Origin of the sequence: Tolumonas osonensis (assembly GCF_014202415.1) — a bacterium.
GTDB lineage: Bacteria > Pseudomonadota > Gammaproteobacteria > Enterobacterales > Aeromonadaceae > Tolumonas > Tolumonas osonensis.
Window position 1 is genome coordinate 371509 of the sequence record NZ_JACHGR010000002.1, and the last position, 15671, is coordinate 387179.

14 protein-coding genes are annotated in these 15671 nt (G+C 51.6%); 5 read left to right on the forward strand and 9 right to left on the reverse strand.

Going from position 1 to position 15671, the window contains the following annotated elements:
- A complete protein-coding gene (locus tag HNR75_RS04225; protein ID WP_188025771.1) occupies positions 1 to 780 on the reverse strand; it encodes an SIR2 family NAD-dependent protein deacylase in 780 nt (259 codons plus the stop codon).
- 67 nt (positions 781 to 847) lie between these two features.
- On the reverse strand, positions 848 to 1795 hold the full coding sequence (locus tag HNR75_RS04230) for a LysR family transcriptional regulator (protein WP_188025772.1): 948 nt from the start codon (positions 1793 to 1795) through the stop codon (positions 848 to 850).
- A gap of 133 nt (positions 1796 to 1928) precedes the next feature.
- On the opposite strand from HNR75_RS04230, the gene HNR75_RS04235 reads away from it, so the two are divergent.
- The 3 genes from HNR75_RS04235 (at position 1929) to HNR75_RS04245 (ending at position 6995) form a co-directional block, all read left to right on the forward strand.
- Positions 1929 to 3344: an acetyl-CoA carboxylase biotin carboxylase subunit gene (locus HNR75_RS04235; protein WP_188025773.1), complete on the forward strand. Its 1416-nt coding sequence runs from the start codon at positions 1929 to 1931 to the stop codon at positions 3342 to 3344.
- A 39-nt stretch (positions 3345 to 3383) separates the two neighbouring features.
- On the forward strand, positions 3384 to 5195 hold the full coding sequence (gene oadA, locus HNR75_RS04240) for a sodium-extruding oxaloacetate decarboxylase subunit alpha (RefSeq protein ID WP_188025774.1): 1812 nt from the start codon (positions 3384 to 3386) through the stop codon (positions 5193 to 5195).
- 156 nt (positions 5196 to 5351) lie between these two features.
- The gene (locus HNR75_RS04245) at positions 5352 to 6995 is read left to right on the forward strand and encodes a phosphoethanolamine--lipid A transferase (RefSeq protein WP_188025775.1); all 1644 of its coding nucleotides are present in this window, start codon (positions 5352 to 5354) and stop codon (positions 6993 to 6995) included.
- Positions 6996 to 7049: 54 nt separating this feature from the next.
- Here the strand turns inward: HNR75_RS04245 and HNR75_RS04250 are convergent, their stop codons facing one another.
- Both HNR75_RS04250 and HNR75_RS04255 read right to left on the reverse strand, forming a co-directional pair.
- A complete protein-coding gene (locus HNR75_RS04250) occupies positions 7050 to 7415 on the reverse strand; it encodes a hypothetical protein (protein ID WP_188025776.1) in 366 nt (121 codons plus the stop codon).
- Between the two features lie 36 nt (positions 7416 to 7451).
- Entirely contained in the window at positions 7452 to 8081 is a 630-nt protein-coding gene (locus HNR75_RS04255; RefSeq protein WP_188025777.1) for an NADPH-dependent F420 reductase, read from the reverse strand.
- A 138-nt stretch (positions 8082 to 8219) separates the two neighbouring features.
- Here HNR75_RS04255 and HNR75_RS04260 point away from each other — a divergent pair, with 138 nt between their 5' ends.
- Positions 8220 to 9110, forward strand: a complete 891-nt coding sequence (locus HNR75_RS04260) for a LysR family transcriptional regulator (RefSeq protein WP_223157754.1) — start codon at positions 8220 to 8222, stop codon at positions 9108 to 9110.
- Positions 9111 to 9138: 28 nt separating this feature from the next.
- On the opposite strand, the gene HNR75_RS04265 is transcribed toward HNR75_RS04260, so the two are convergent.
- Positions 9139 to 9933, reverse strand: coding sequence for a MerR family transcriptional regulator (locus HNR75_RS04265; protein WP_188025778.1), 795 nt, complete (start codon positions 9931 to 9933; stop codon positions 9139 to 9141).
- 185 nt (positions 9934 to 10118) lie between these two features.
- Between HNR75_RS04265 and HNR75_RS04270 the strand changes: the two genes are divergently transcribed.
- On the forward strand, positions 10119 to 11855 hold the full coding sequence (locus HNR75_RS04270; protein WP_188025779.1) for a tannase/feruloyl esterase family alpha/beta hydrolase: 1737 nt from the start codon (positions 10119 to 10121) through the stop codon (positions 11853 to 11855).
- Positions 11856 to 11941: 86 nt separating this feature from the next.
- On the opposite strand, the gene HNR75_RS04275 is transcribed toward HNR75_RS04270, so the two are convergent.
- Genes HNR75_RS04275 through pxpB form a run of 4 tightly spaced genes read right to left on the reverse strand, consistent with a single transcriptional unit; the run spans position 11942 to position 15576 of the window.
- Entirely contained in the window at positions 11942 to 13177 is a 1236-nt protein-coding gene (locus tag HNR75_RS04275; protein WP_188025780.1) for an NRAMP family divalent metal transporter, read from the reverse strand.
- A 33-nt stretch (positions 13178 to 13210) separates the two neighbouring features.
- Positions 13211 to 13966 (reverse strand): LamB/YcsF family protein, encoded by a 756-nt coding sequence (locus HNR75_RS04280; protein ID WP_188025781.1) that lies wholly within the window; start codon positions 13964 to 13966, stop codon positions 13211 to 13213.
- Between the two features lies 1 nt (position 13967).
- Positions 13968 to 14915: a 5-oxoprolinase subunit C family protein gene (locus HNR75_RS04285; RefSeq protein ID WP_188025782.1), complete on the reverse strand. Its 948-nt coding sequence runs from the start codon at positions 14913 to 14915 to the stop codon at positions 13968 to 13970.
- Positions 14908 to 15576 (reverse strand): 5-oxoprolinase subunit PxpB, encoded by a 669-nt coding sequence (pxpB, locus tag HNR75_RS04290; RefSeq protein ID WP_188025783.1) that lies wholly within the window; start codon positions 15574 to 15576, stop codon positions 14908 to 14910. The genes HNR75_RS04285 and pxpB overlap by 8 nt, the downstream gene beginning before the upstream one ends.
- Positions 15577 to 15671: the final 95 nt, after the last annotated feature.

Here is a 15671-nt window from a genome sequence, read left to right on the forward strand (position 1 = left end):
TCAACCGACAAATGAGGCCAGCAATTCAGGGATTTTTTCACTGGCTGGCCCAATCAGCTGCTGACCAGCAAAAGGCAGACGCGCTTCCGGTAATGCCTCAATATTGATGTAGTAAACCCGGGCATCCGGATGTGTACAGCGCAGTAACGAAGCGGCCGGTTCCACCACCAGACTGGTGCCGGCCACCACCACAATATCCGCTTTGGCCAGCCACGCCATCGACGTGTCATAGCCGTAAATACTTTCGCCAAACAGTACGATATCCGGCCGCAACTGCGTTTTTGTCTGCGGATCGAGTTGGCCGACCTGAATATCCTCCACCCAGTCGCTGCGGTAACGTTCACCGTCAAAACCCTGCGGCCGCAGATGCAGAATGCTGCCATGCAGATGCAGAATCGTCCGGCTGCCGGCCCGTTCATGCAGATCATCAATATTCTGCGTGATGACTTTTACCGGTAACCGCCCTTCCAGCCCGGCAATGGCTTTATGCGCGGCGTTCGGTTCTGCAGCCAGCATCTCCCGCCGACGCTGGTTATGAAAATCAAGAAAACCGGACAAGTCGCGATTAATGATCCAGGACTCCAGATAGCGGGCATTTTCCTCACTGTTCCAGACCGTCGTTTTGCCGCGAAATGTCGCGATCCCGCTTTCCGCCGACAACCCCGCGCCGGAAAAGACAATCAGGTTCGGTTTATAACTGCCCTCCTGACGCGTCTGATCCCGTTTCACCGAATGTTCGTGATGCCACTGGCGGATAAATAGCGGAAGCTGACTATACATACTCGAAATCCCTGACAGAGCCTGAGCATTCAGCATAGATCTTCCGGCAGCCGATGAGCAACCGGCGTCAGCGTTTCACTTCAAATCGTTTCGCTATCTGACTGATCACGTCCCTTTCTGTACGGATAAAATCAACAAACGCCTGGGCAACCGGCGATAATCGCTTACCGCGGGCATGAACCAGACACCAGCTGCGATAAAGCGGCAATCCCTTGACCGGTAACTCCTTCAGATCGCCGGTCTGTAATTCCCGATACACCGCATGTCGCGGTAAAAACGCAATCCCCAGCCCGGCCATCACCCCCTCGCATTGTGCTTCGTGCGAATTGAGCTCCATCGTTCTGGTGAAATGAACCCGTTTTTGCTGGAAAAACTCCTCACAGGCTTTACGTGTCCCAGAACCTGACTCACGAATCAGCAACGGGTATTCCTGCAGATCATGCAGTGTCAATTCTTCCGCCTTAATCTGACATAACGGATGATCTGCAGGCGCGACAACCACAATCGGGTTATTCAGAAACGGCATAAACTCCAGCGCCATATCCTCCGGTACCAACGACATGATCACGAGGTCATCCCGGTTATCCGCCATACGGCGCAGGATCTGTGCCCGGTTGACCACCCGCAGCAGCGGGCTGACTTCCGGAAAGCGCTGCTGAAAGGCAGACAGCAAATGCGGTGTCAGGTACTTGGCGCTTGATTCGGCCGCGATGCGTAACTGACCTTTCAGCGATCCCCGCAGATCCGATAACTGCATGTCCAGCTCGTCCAGCCGCTGAAAAATATCCGTGGTCGCCTGCAATAATTTTTCTGCCGCTTCAGTCAGATAGAGCTTCTTGCCGACATATTCGAACAGAGGCTGATCGATCAATTCCTCTAATTGGCGGATCTGCAGACTGACCGCCGGTTGAGTCAGCGCCATCATTTCTGCTGCACGACTGTATGAAAGCTGTTCACAGACAGCACGAAACACTTGTAATTGCCGCAATGTGATACGCATCAATGAATTTCGCATGATATTCACCTATGTATAAGTCTTTACTTATAGTAAACACAATAAGAATTAATTTAAATTAATTCCTGTTTAGTCGTAGGGTTATGGTGTTTAGGAGTTGTTCATCATTGAACAGACAAGGAGGCAGTTTTTCGTGATCAAAAAAATTCTGATTGCCAACCGTGGTGAAATTGCAGTGCGTATTGTTCGCGCCTGCGCTGAACTCGGTATCCGCTCGGTGGCTGTCTATTCAGAAGCCGACCGCCATGGACTGCACGTGAAACGTGCCGATGAAGCCTATTCGCTGGGCGCCGATCCGCTGTCAGGTTATCTGAACCCGCAACGTTTAGTCAGTCTGGCCGTAGAAACCGGTTGTGACGCCCTGCACCCGGGCTATGGTTTTCTTTCAGAAAATCCCCGGCTTGCCGAGCTCTGCGATGAACATGGCATCAAATTCATTGGCCCGAGCGCAGAAGTTATCCGCCGTATGGGTGACAAGACCGAAGCCCGCCGCAGTATGATCGCAGCTGGTGTGCCTTGCACGCCGGGCACAGAAGGCAACCTGGCCGATCTGAAGCAGGCCATCAGCGAAGCTGAGCGTATCGGTTATCCGGTGATGCTGAAAGCCACTTCCGGTGGCGGTGGACGTGGTATCCGTCGCTGTAACAGCCGCGAAGAGCTGGAACAGGCCTATCCGCGTGTTATTTCCGAAGCCACCAAGGCGTTCGGTTCTGCGGAAGTCTTCCTGGAAAAATGCATCGTTAATCCAAAACATATTGAAGCGCAGATCCTCGCTGACAGTTTTGGTAACACCGTTCATCTGTATGAACGTGACTGCTCGATTCAGCGCCGTAACCAGAAACTGATTGAAATTGCCCCAAGTCCGCAACTGACCCCGGAACAACGTGCCTATATCGGCGAACTGGCCGTACGCGCCGCGAAAGCGGTTGGCTACGAAAATGCCGGCACCGTTGAATTCCTGCTGACCGGTGAAGAAGTCTACTTCATGGAAATGAACACCCGCGTGCAGGTGGAACATACCATTACCGAAGAGATCACCGGTATCGACATCGTACGGGAACAGATCCGGATTGCTTCCGGCCTGCCCCTGTCTGTCAAACAGGAAGATATCCATCATCAGGGATTCGCGCTGCAATTCCGTATCAATGCGGAAGATCCGAAAAACAATTTCTTCCCTTCCTTCGGCAAAATCACCCGCTACTACGCTCCGGGCGGTCCGGGTGTGCGTACCGACACGGCGATTTACACCGGCTATGTGATCCCTCCCCACTACGACTCGATGTGTCTGAAACTGATCGTCCGGGCTATGACGTGGGAAGAGGCTCTGGCCCGTGGCCTGCGCGCGCTGGATGATATGCGGGTTCATGGCGTGAAAACGACCACCCCTTATTACCAGGAGATCCTGCGTAATCCTGAATTCAGAACCGGCGAGTTCAATACCAGCTTCGTGGAAAACCATCCTGAACTGCTGGAATACTCGGAAAAACGCAGACCCGAACAGCTGGCTCTCGCTATTGCCACCGCTATCGCGGCATACGCCGGATTATAAGAATTTCAGACCGGATACCCGGAAGAGGAAGAATTGAGAATGAGCAAAAAAATTACTGTTACCGATACTATCCTGCGTGATTCCCATCAGTCACTGCTGGCAACCCGCATGCGTACCGAAGACATGCTGCCCATCTGCGGCAAGCTGGATCAGGTAGGTTACTGGTCACTGGAAGTCTGGGGTGGCGCTACCTTCGATTCCTGTGTCCGTTTCCTGAAGGAAGATCCGTGGGAACGTCTGCGTCAGCTGCGCCGCGCACTGCCAAATACCCGTCTGCAGATGTTGCTGCGTGGTCAGAACCTGCTGGGCTACCGCCATTACAGTGACGACGTGGTTGAAGCCTTTGTCGCCAAAGCCGCAGAAAACGGTATCGACGTATTCCGTGTGTTTGATGCCATGAACGACGTGCGTAATCTGTCTACCGCTATCCGTGCCGTCAAAAAAGCCGGTAAACATGCGCAGGGCACTATCTGCTACACCACCAGCCCGGTACATACCACCGAAGCCTTTGTCGCTCAGGCGCTTGAACTGGTCGATCTCGGTGTAGACTCTATCGCGATCAAAGACATGGCCGGTCTGCTGACCCCGTTCGCTACCGGCGATCTGGTTAAAGCGCTGAAAGCGGCGGTGGATCTGCCGATTTTCATTCACTCGCACGATACCGCCGGTGTGGCTTCCATGTGCCAGCTGAAAGCGATCGAGAACGGTGCCGACAATATCGATACCGCCATCTCCAGCATGGCCTGGGGTACCAGCCATCCGGGCACCGAGTCAATGGTAGCTGCCCTGCGCGGCACCGAATACGACACCGGACTGGATCTGGAGCTGCTGCAGGAAATCGGCATGTATTTCAATGCAGTACGTAAAAAATACCATCAGTACGAAAGCGAATTCACCGGCGTGGATACCCGCGTTCAGGTCAATCAGGTTCCGGGCGGCATGGTGTCCAACCTAGCCAACCAGCTGAAAGAACAAGGCGCGCTGAGCCGTATCAACGAAGTATTCGACGAGATCCCTCGTGTTCGTAAGGACCTGGGCTATCCGCCACTGGTTACCCCTACTTCGCAGATCGTCGGCACTCAGGCTGTATTCAACGTACTGGCGGGTGAACGCTACAAAACCATCACCAACGAAGTGAAACTGTATCTGCAGGGCCGTTACGGTAAATCCCCTGCGCCGGTTAACGCTGCACTGCAACGTCAGGCGATTGGCAACGAAGAGATCATTGATGTCCGTCCTGCTGATCTGCTGAAACCGGAACTGGCGAAACTGACTGCTGAAATCGGCGCGCTGGCAAAATCCGAAGAAGACGTGCTGACTTTTGCCATGTTCCCGGATATCGGCCGCAAGTTCCTGCAGGAACGTGAAAACGGCACACTGACACCGGAAGTACTGCTGCCGCAGCCAGATGCGAATGCAGCACAGTCTGTCGCGAAGGAAGGCATGCCGACCGAATTCGTGATCGACGTACATGGCGAAACCTACCACATCGACATCACCGGGATCGGCATCAAGGGTGACAACAAACGTCACTTCTATATGTCGATTGATGGTCTGCCGGAAGAAGTGGTCTTTGAGCCGCTCAATAACTACGTCGGTTCCGCGTCAGGCAGCAAACGCAAACAGGCTGCTGCACCGGGCGATGTCAGCACCGCTATGCCGGGCAACATCGTTGATGTGCTGGTCAAAGAAGGCGATACCGTGAAAGCCGGTCAGCCGCTGCTGGTCACTGAAGCCATGAAGATGGAAACTGAAATCATGGCGCCGGTTGCCGGTACGGTAAAAGCCGTACACGTCGCCAAAGGCGATCGCGTTAATCCGGGCGATGTCCTGATTGAGATTGCTGAGTAAAAGTACGCCGGGGAAACCAGAAAAAAACCGGTAAAATTTGAGCCCCGTTCATTCGGGGCTTTTTTATCTGCACGGAATACGCTGGCTTAATTCTCAGTTAAGGTTCATTTACTATCATGATGCACTCATATTAAGACCAATCAGACAGGTAACAGAGTGTCATTGAGATTTAATGTTAAAAGTCAGTACTTTACATTATTGCTGGCAAGTTATTTTACGGTCATTCTCAACTACCCGTTTTTCCGTGAATCGTGGAAAGTGCTGGGCAAAATCGACCAGGTGAAAGCAGGCTTTATTGTTTCCATTCCTTTTTTCGTGCTGTTTGCCTTAATCATTCTTTTTTCGCTGTTCACGATCAAATACATCAGCAAACCGCTCTTCATCTTTCTGACGGTATCATCTTCGCTGGTGTTCTACGCCGGGCTCGCCTATGGCGTCGTGTTTGATTACGGCATGATTCAGAATTCATCTCAGACCAACCTCTCTGAAGCATCCAGTTATCTCAATGCGTCGCTGGTGATCAGTTTCATTCTGACCGGGGTTGTACCGGCGTTTCTGATAACCCGAACCAACATTATCTACCGGCCGCTGTTTAAAGAAGTTTTAAGTAAAACCGCCCTGATGGGACTTTCCGTCCTGGGGCTGCTGATTATTGCGTCTTTCTACTATCAGGATTACGCCTCTATCGGACGTAACAATAAATATCTGCAGAAATATATCGTTCCGACCCAGTACGTCTGGAGCGGTTATAAGTATCTGAAGAAGAACTACTTCACTACCCCGCTGGTTTATCAGCAACTGGGGCTGGATGCGAAAAAAGCGGTCGCCGCGACAGTTACTCGTCCGCAGATCACCGTCATGGCACTGGGTGAAACCGCCCGTGCAATGAACTACCGCTATAACGGTTATTCCCGTGATACCAACCCGTTTACCGCGTCTGATGACTTGATTTCTTTCCGTCAGGTATCCTCTTGCGGCACCGCCACCGCGGTGTCTGTGCCCTGCATGTTTTCATTCATGGGCCGCTCGGATTATGATGAAAACCGCGCCGCCAACCAGGATAACGTGCTGGATGTGATCCAGCGTGGCAGCGTCAATGTGCAGTGGATTGACAACGATGGCGGCTGTAAGGGAGTTTGCGGACGCGTTCCGACCCTGAATATCAGCATCAAGACTGATTCACCGCTGTGCGATGGTGAATACTGTTTCGATGAAATACTGCTGCCCGAACTGGAAAAAGCGCTGGCGAAAGCAAACGGCAAGGACACCATGGTGGTATTGCATCTGATTGGCAGCCATGGCCCGACCTATTACCGGCGCTACCCGGCATCACACCGCCGATTTACACCGGATTGTCAGCGTAGTGATATTCAGAACTGTACGCAGGAAGAGCTGGTTAACACTTACGACAATACCATTGCCTATACCGATTACATGCTGTCGCGGATTGTCAGTGTTCTGAAATCGTACAGTGACCGCTACAACACCAGCATGCTGTATATGTCAGATCACGGCGAATCACTGGGCGAAAATGGACTCTATCTGCACGGCACCCCTTATGCGGTTGCGCCAAAAGAACAGACGCATGTCCCGGCATTACTCTGGTTATCGCCTAACTATGTCAAAGAGAACCAGATTGATATGACCTGCGTACGCAAAACGGCAGAGTCAAAACAGCTCTCGCAGGATTATCTGTCCCACAGTCTGCTGGGGCTGACGAAAGTCGCCACATCGGTTTACAAGCCGGAACTGGATTTTCTCAGTGGTTGTCGGGCTGGCCTCGCGCCTGATCTCACATAATCATACCGAATGGCACAGCGTCACCGCCGTGCCATTTCAATATTTGTCCGTTCGTTACCCGCGAATATCCGCTTTTTCCGCGGACTGCATTTCTGCCATTAGTCCGCCGTTGCCGCTACCTGCCGGGATCCGGACCTGAGCCAGTTGTTCTTGGGCCTTTTCATCGGAGATCACTTTTCCGGGATAGCGGGATGCCATCATCTGTTTCATCAGGCCACCATTCTGATGACCGTCATCGGCAATATGAATCTTTGCCAAGCGCGCCTGTGCGGCCGGGTCGGTGATCACTTGTGGCTGATATTTCTTCGCCATCATCCGGGCCATCAAGCCACCATTGCCATCGCCACCAGCAGCTTGTGCCGCATTCAGAACCAGCGCCGAAGCGAGCGCAACCAGAGAATTACGGATCATGTTTTTCATCTTATTCACTCCTAATTCAGCATTGCTAACCTGTGATTACGCGCTTAAACCCGCCCAGCTTGGCGCGATGGCGGTACCTAACCCGGCGCCGTAACCCAGATAGATGTTGAAACCAGCGACCGCTTCAAGATAACGGGCGTTTTTCAGGGCACCGGCATCCACGACTTTAAAGCCCAGCTCGGTGGCAACGGTGGTGACTGTCTGTTTTGCCGCCGCGTCGTCACTGGCAACGAAAACCTGAACCTGCTCGCCACTTGGTAATTTCGCGCCGCCCGCCAGCACTTGCGCAAAGACCGTATTGAACGCCTTCACCAGTTTCACGCCCGGTACCGCTTTGGCGATCTCTTCTGCGGCAGAGGTGCTATGACCGATGGTCAGTCCCATATAGTCGGCAGTCAGCGGGTTGGTAATATCAATCACGGTTTTACCGCTCAGGTCACCGAGTGACTGCAGTGCAGCGACGGCATCGGCATAGCCGGTGGCCAGTACAATCAGATCTGCCGTGGCGGCTGTTTTTGCATCGACCGCAGTAGCACCATTTGCCTTGGCAACGGCTTCGGCTTTGGCCTGATCACGGGCAGTCACTTGTACTGTGTAACCTGCGCCAGCCAGTTGTTTGACGAAACCTGAACCCATGTTGCCTGCACCAATCACTGAAACTTTCATGTTTGTATCTCCATCGTTAATTTGTCGGTGTCATCGATTTGTTGATGACCTTGATACATATATTAGTTGTAACAATCAGAAGAAAAAGCGCATCATGGACAAGTTATTATTGCGATAATCGTAATAATGGAGATGCGTATGATAGACATGATGAAAGCGATGCAGGCGTTTGTGGCTGTCGTCGATAAGGGCAATTTCGTTTCTGCCGCGGAAATGCTGAACACCTCAACTGCGGCAATGTCCAGGCAGATCAGCGGACTGGAATCGCATCTGGGCGCCCGATTGCTGCACCGGACGACCCGCCGACTCTCGCTGACCGATGCCGGTCAGGAGTTCTATTCACGCTCGCAGTCCATTCTCAGTGATCTGGCGGAAGCGGAGTCGATTGTGGGTCAGCAGGTCATGCAGCCAAAAGGCACATTACGCATCAGTGCCCCGCTGTCGTATGGCGTGCACGAGCTGGCGCGGCTCCTGACCGGTTTTCGCCAGCGGTATCCGGAACTTCAGCTTGATATTGACCTTTCCGATCGGGTGGTCGATCTGGCTAACGAAGGCATTGATGTGGCGCTGCGCATTTCCCGCGCACTCAGTTCGCAACTGATCGCCCGGAAACTGCTCGATATTCCGATGATCATGTGTGCATCTCCCGCCTATCTGAAGCAGCATGGTTATCCGCAGACACCGGAAGATCTGACAGAACATGACATTCTGAATTACTCCTACCTGGCAACAGGCGATAACTGGTCGTTTATCAATGCCGAAGGCGAGGAAGTGCATATCCGCGTGCAGCCTAAGGTTCACGCCACCAATGGCGATGTGCTGAAAACACTGGCGCTGGCCGATGGCGGCATCATCATTCAGCCGGATTTTATTGTGGAGCAGGAGATCGCGAACGGCACCCTGACGGCGCTGTTACCGGAATGGACGATGGGCACCTTTTCGCTGTATGCCGTTTATCTCAGCCGGAAGCATCTTTCGGCCAAGGTCAGAGCGTTTATCGACTATATGGCGGAGCATGCCCGCGAGTAAAATGCGGCAATCAAGTACAAGACGCAGTTTATTTTTTCAAACCAAGAGGAATCATGATTTTAATAATAAACTCTGATTTCTCTTTATCAATGACCGGCCCACTGACGTTTTCGATCAGTATATTATCCGGCCGTAAATGGCCCTGCTGCTGTGCATAATCCAGCAGCCATTTTACTTTGCGGTTATTTTCCAGACTTCCCCGTGAGTACATGCACATATAATTATCTGCCTGAATTTTTTCGGGGAACAAAGACAATACCGGCTCAATATAGCAGTACATCTTTTTCAATGGATAACACTGCTGAATATCTGCGGAATCCAGGATAAAACCATAGTGGCTCGATAAATACCACGAATCCTGTTTGCACAAATTCCGAACGGTATCAAAAAAATCAAGAATATCTTCGGTCTGTAGTTCAATAACACCAATCTGCTTTTCCGGAAGCGATTCTATGAACGGCTCATCCAGATTTTTTTTGGCCTGTTGTATGTAGTTCAGATCGTCAATCTGGTTCAGCAAATACTGATGAGAGGCCGTCATTTGCTCAATCAAAGAAGCGAGCCGCCGCTGATAATCATCCAGTTTATCAATCGTTTGCTCACAGGCATATTGATCCAGAATGGTTTTGATCTCTTTATTCGGCACCCCGGCCTGCTGCAGGATTAGTATCATTTGTGCTTCAGCAATCTGCGATAAGGCGTATGACCGGTAGCCGTTAGCCTCTCTTTTTGGCTGTAACAATCCGATCTTATCGAAAAACCGCAGATTATAAGCAGAGATGTTGGTGACCTTTTCAAACTCTTTGATTGAGTAATATTTCATACATAAAATCGATAATGTGACACCGTACCGGTTTTCAGCAAACTCCCGTCGAAAACACTGCACACCAAAAATAATCCGACTTGACCTTAGAGATACTCTAACCACTAGAGTATCTCAGTTGCTGGTTCAAACAAAGACAAAACCAGCACGAATATCATCATCAATAACGACATATTGGGTGAACTATGGGAAAAGATCTTTTTCGGATAACACAGGTTGCGATGATCGGCATATCGTTGTTTTCCAGTCATTATTTATATGCAGCGACAACCACGATCGAAGGAAAACCAGACGGAGCCTCGCTTGCTCAGTCTATAAAACCTGTGACCTCCTGCTCATCATTAGCCAGCGTGGATTTGACTGTCATTGGTGGCGCCGGCAGTAACGTCACATCGGCAACTGCGTCCGTGATTGACGGGCAATCGGTTTGTACCGTAGAAGGGGTATTAGCGCCCAGCATCGGTTTTAAGGTGAAATTGCCGGAAAACAACTGGCAGCAACGTTTTCTGCAGATCGGCTGTGGTGGCCTGTGTGGCAGCATTTCTGAACAGGTCGGAGCCGCAAGCGGCTGTGAGCCAGTCACCAATGGCGAGTTCGTGATTTCCGCTACCGATATGGGCCATCAGGGCATGGGTGGCGAGTTTGGTAAAGATCCGCAAAAACGGGCCGACTTTGCCTTCCGCTCCCTGCACCTGACCTCTGTGACATCCAAAGCCCTGATCAAGGCGTTCTACGGAAAAGATCCGGCCTATTCCTATTTCAGCGGCTGCTCCGATGGCGGGCGTGAAGCGTTAATTGAAGCGCAGCGTTATCCGGACGATTTCGATGGCATCATTGCCGGCGCTCCTGCGATGAACTTCGAAGTGCAGAACGGCATCTATCACCCCTGGCTGGCGCAGTCCAATACTGGTAAAGATGGCAAACCGATCGTACTGGCTAACCGCCTACCGCTGATCCATCAAGCCGTGCTGGAAAAATGTGACACCCTGGATGGACAAAAAGATGGTCTGATTTCCGAGCCGCTTTCCTGCCAGTTTGACCCGGCAATATTGCAATGCAAAACAGGTGAAAAAGACGCCGCTGACTGCCTGACCCAGGAAGAGGTCACTGCGGTGCAGCGTTTCTATAAAGGCCCGACCGACCCAACTACCGGTAAAAGCATGATCGCTGGCGGCCCCCTGCCCGGCTCTGAACTGGCATGGGCTGGTGTGTTTGTGCCAAACAGCAAAGATGAGCCGATCTTCAGCAAAATCATTGCCAGCGGTGCCCGTAGCGTTTTATTCAAAGACATTCCGGATGATACCAACTTCAGTTTTTCCACGATGAAGTTTGATAGCAAGCTGTTTGCCGATCTGAAAGCAATGCACAGCTTCTACGATTCCACTAATCCTGATTTGTCCGCCTTCTATGCGCGTGGCGGTAAATTGATCCTGTGGCATGGCTGGGCCGATCAACACATCTCTCCGGTAAACACCATCGAGTATCACAAAGCGGTTGTGAAATTCATGGGCGAGAAGAAAGCCAGCGCGTTTGAACGTTTATACCTGCTGCCGGGCATGTACCACTGTGAGGGTGGCGAAGGTCCTAACCAGATTGATTTGCTGACACCAATGATGAACTGGGTCGAACAAGGCCATGCGCCACAGGCTATTCTGGCCAAAAAACCGCATGTGGATGAGAAGACCGATTTCGGCACGCCGGTGCGGGATAAGAAAGGTGGTGATGCTGCTGCCAAGCCCGTAGCACAGACCAAAATCGATGCCACTCGTCCGGTCTATCCGTTCCCTTATATCGCGGTGTATAAAAAACACGGGGATGTGAATGAAGCGGAGAATTACCAGCCGGTGAAAATGAAAAATGCCGGGAAATCGCCAGACTGGCTGGGGAATGATCTGTTTAAGCCCTATCCGTTGATCAATTAATACAGCTATATGGAAGAAGCTCATGATGAGCTTCTTCCTTTTTCCTGCTGAGAACACTGGTGCACCCTGAAGGAACCGGCATACCATTACGCAAACAGCTTCGGGATCGAAATAAACAGGGTGTAAATACCCATCCCCGACATGATCAGTGCAACAAAACCGCCAAATACCGCCATCCAGACCGGATGCTTATAGCTACCAACAATTGATTTTTTATAAGCAGCAATCAGCATGGGAATCAATGCCAGAGGAAGAATCAGACCATTGACCGCACCTACCATCACCAGAATTTTTACCGGTTTACCAACCAGCGCAAACACCATAGTCGAGAACAAGATGAAACCAATAATGATCCATTTCTGGTTCCGTTCAATGATCGGGCTGAATGAGCGCATGAACGACACCGAGGTATAAGCTGCACCAACCACAGATGTCAGTGCTGCAGCCCACATGACGATCCCAAAAATTTTGTAACCAAAATCACCGGCGGCTAACTGAAACACGGATGCTGGCGGATTGGCCGCATCAATTTTCAGTCCCTGATAGATGACCCCTAGTACGGCCAGGAACAACACAACCCGCATCACCGAAGTGATCAGGATGCCTGAGACGGCACTGCGGGTTACCTGACCCAGTGCTTTTTGACCGGAGATACCGGCATCCAATAAGCGGTGTCCGCCGGCAAACGTGATATATCCACCAACTGTTCCGCCAACCAGCGTCACTATGGCCATGGTATCAATCTGTTCAGGAAGAATGGTTCTGTAGACAGCCTCACCCACCGGCGCTCCGGAACTGAACGCGACATAACAGGTCAGCACCACCATCACCACACCGGCAAGCTGAGCAAGTCGATCCATCGCCATCCCTGCTTCTTTACTCAGGAAAATGCCGACCGCAATGGCCGCACTGATGATGGCTCCCGGGATCGGATCAATCCCGAAAATAACATTCAGACCCAATCCGGCACCAGCGACATTCCCGATATTAAAAGCAAGGCCCCCCATCAGGATAAAAATAGCGACAATCGTGCCCAGCCCCGGCAACACCAGATTTGCGATATCCTGACCGCGACGTTCAGAAACAGCAATCACACGCCAGATATTCAGCTGGGCGCCGATATCCAACAGAATGGAGAGCAGAATTGCGAAACCAAAACTGGCTCCCAGTTTCTCTGTAAACACGGTGGTTTGTGTCAGAAATCCCGGTCCAATGGCGGATGTTGCCATTAAAAAGGCGGCGCCGAGCAAAACACTCCAGTTAATACGGGGACGCACAACCGTCTGACTATTTTCCATAACCATTTCATTGCTAGGTTCCATATTCCTTCTCCCTGAACCAATTAAATAACATAACTACATTGTTTTAATTTCCACTCCGGCCTGCAACAGCGCCTCTCTAACTTTTGTCGCAAAACTGAAAGCATGTACCCCATCACCGTGAATACAGATAGTATCTGCATCCAGTGACACCCATTCCCCGGTGACTGCTTTGACTCGTTTTTCAGTCACCATGGTTAATACCTGCTGTACTGCTTCATCATCTGACTGCAGCAGCGCATTCGGTTGTGTACGCGGAGTCAGAGAGCCATCAGCCTGATAGGTGCGATCAGCGAAAACCTCACTGGCAACCTTAAGCCCCACCTCTTTCCCGGCCCGGATCAATTCACTGCCCGCTAATCCGTACAGCACCAGTAAGGGATCGATATCTTTCACTGCCCGTGCAATTGCACAGGCCAGCGCTTTGTCTTTTGCAGCCATGTTGTAAAGTGCACCGTGCGGTTTCACATGATGCAGAGCAATACCGGTCGTTCTGGCAAAACCGAGCAAAGCGCCGACCTGATAAACCACCATGTCATAGGCTTCCTGAGCGGAAATCTGCATATTCCGGCGACCAAATCCAACCAAATCCGGCAGACCAGGATGCGCCCCAACAGCAACGTTTTGGCTGACAGCCGTTTCCAGCGTTTTACGCATCACTGACGGATCACCGGCATGGAACCCGCAGGCAATGTTGGCTGAGCTGACCAGCGGCATGATCTGCATATCACTTCCCAACTGATAGACGCCGAAGCTCTCGCCCATATCACAATTCAAATCAACCTGAGCCATTTCAATATCCTTCTGCTAATGTCAGCGAAATCCGTTCCAGATAACGTTGCTGCTGTGCTTTGGCGATCGCCGCCTCATCACGGGAAACACGTTTGAAATGTACAAATGCGCCGGGACGTAACTGCCCTACCCGCCATAAATCGGACTGAATAATAGTGGCGATGCGAGGATAACCACCGGTTGCCTGCGCTTCAGCGGCCAGAATGATTGGCTGCCCGTTTGGAGGAACCTGGATCACCCCGGGAAATACGCCATGCGATAACAGATCGGCCGATTCAATTCGCTGCAACATTTCCCCTTCCAGACGGAAACCCATCCGATTACTGTCTGCTGTAACCTTCCAGCCATGATTGAAAAATGCATCCTGCATTTTTGCATCGAACTGTTCACATTCCGGTCCAGCCAGAACGCGGATCTCATGATTCAACGCTGGCAATAACACCCCTCGGTTTTTCAGCTGTTTCGGGTTTTTCTTACCGATTGGCAATACATCGCCATTCTGCAGTTTTCGTCCCTGCCAGCCACCGAATACCCCCTGCACATCGGTTGATTTCGAGCCCATTAACTCCGGGACATCAATACCACCATCCACGGCCAGATAAGCACACAGACCATTACGAGGCATACCAATCACCAGTTCGTCACCGGCGCGGGCACGTTTTGTCCAGCCCAGTAACACCGGTTTGCCGTTCAGCGTGGCAAAACACTCACAGCCCGTCAGCGCGAACCAAATCTCTTTTAAGAACCGTATCCGGGTATTGCCGAACAACAGTTCCAGCCCGGCGGCATTATCAGAATTACCCACCAGCCGGTTAGCCAGACGAAGTGATAATCCGTCCAGCGCCCCCGCACGGCTGACCCCCTGATGACGAGATCCTGACCGTCCCAGATCCTGCACCGTCACTAACGGACCAGCCTGCACAATTTCAATCCGTTTTGAATCAGGCATAGCTGACCTCGGTAATTACAAATTTCACGCGGTCGCCTGGCATCCAGAGCGATGGCTCCTCACGATCCGGATCAAACAACACCACATCGGTATGACCTAAAATCTGCCAGCCTCCCGGCGACGTTTTCGGGTAAACCCCGGTCTGGGCCCCGCCAATTGCCACTGCGCCAGCAGGAACCGCCTGTCGCGGCGACGCACGGCGTGGCGTGGTCAGCTTTTCCGGCATACCACCGAGATAAGCGAACCCCGGCTGAAAACCAATAAAGAAGACTGTGTATTCCGCATCACTGTGTAACCGGACGACCTCTTGAGGTGTCAGCCCGGTGTGTGCTGCAATCTCCGCCAGATCGGGACCATGTTCGCCGCCATAACGCACCGGAATTTCAATCAGTCGCCCGGCTTGCCCAGTGACTTGAATACATTCCCAGCCCGTCAGCAATTCATCTATTAATGACGCACCATTCACCAGCTGTTCATCAAACTGTACGGTCAGGTTGTTCATTCCCGGTACAATTTCGGTGATACCACTGCGTTGCTGCAGCGATGCCCCAAGCGCCCAGATCCGTTGCTGATGCACCAGTGACACCGGTGCGGGCGCCTGTATAGTCACGGCATTTTCATTGACCCAATATCCATGGGCTGTTGGTTTACTCAATTCCATCTCTCCGCCGTTAACACAGCCTTTTTAATTACAAGGCAAATTTAAGGCCACATTTACAATTTATCGATAATTTATCGATATCATAAAAATAATAA

Coding starts and splice junctions, on each gene's coding strand:
- HNR75_RS04225 (WP_188025771.1), bottom strand. CDS start 780: ATGTATAGTCAGCTTCCGCTATTTATCCGCCAGTGGCATCACGAACAT.
- HNR75_RS04230 (WP_188025772.1), bottom strand. CDS start 1,795: ATGCGAAATTCATTGATGCGTATCACATTGCGGCAATTACAAGTGTTT.
- oadA (WP_188025774.1), top strand. CDS start 3,384: ATGAGCAAAAAAATTACTGTTACCGATACTATCCTGCGTGATTCCCAT.
- HNR75_RS04250 (WP_188025776.1), bottom strand. CDS start 7,415: ATGAAAAACATGATCCGTAATTCTCTGGTTGCGCTCGCTTCGGCGCTG.
- HNR75_RS04255 (WP_188025777.1), bottom strand. CDS start 8,081: ATGAAAGTTTCAGTGATTGGTGCAGGCAACATGGGTTCAGGTTTCGTC.
- HNR75_RS04260 (WP_223157754.1), top strand. CDS start 8,220: ATGATAGACATGATGAAAGCGATGCAGGCGTTTGTGGCTGTCGTCGAT.
- HNR75_RS04265 (WP_188025778.1), bottom strand. CDS start 9,933: ATGAAATATTACTCAATCAAAGAGTTTGAAAAGGTCACCAACATCTCT.
- HNR75_RS04270 (WP_188025779.1), top strand. CDS start 10,119: ATGGGAAAAGATCTTTTTCGGATAACACAGGTTGCGATGATCGGCATA.
- HNR75_RS04275 (WP_188025780.1), bottom strand. CDS start 13,177: ATGGAACCTAGCAATGAAATGGTTATGGAAAATAGTCAGACGGTTGTG.
- HNR75_RS04280 (WP_188025781.1), bottom strand. CDS start 13,966: ATGGCTCAGGTTGATTTGAATTGTGATATGGGCGAGAGCTTCGGCGTC.
- HNR75_RS04285 (WP_188025782.1), bottom strand. CDS start 14,915: ATGCCTGATTCAAAACGGATTGAAATTGTGCAGGCTGGTCCGTTAGTG.
- pxpB (WP_188025783.1), bottom strand. CDS start 15,576: ATGGAATTGAGTAAACCAACAGCCCATGGATATTGGGTCAATGAAAAT.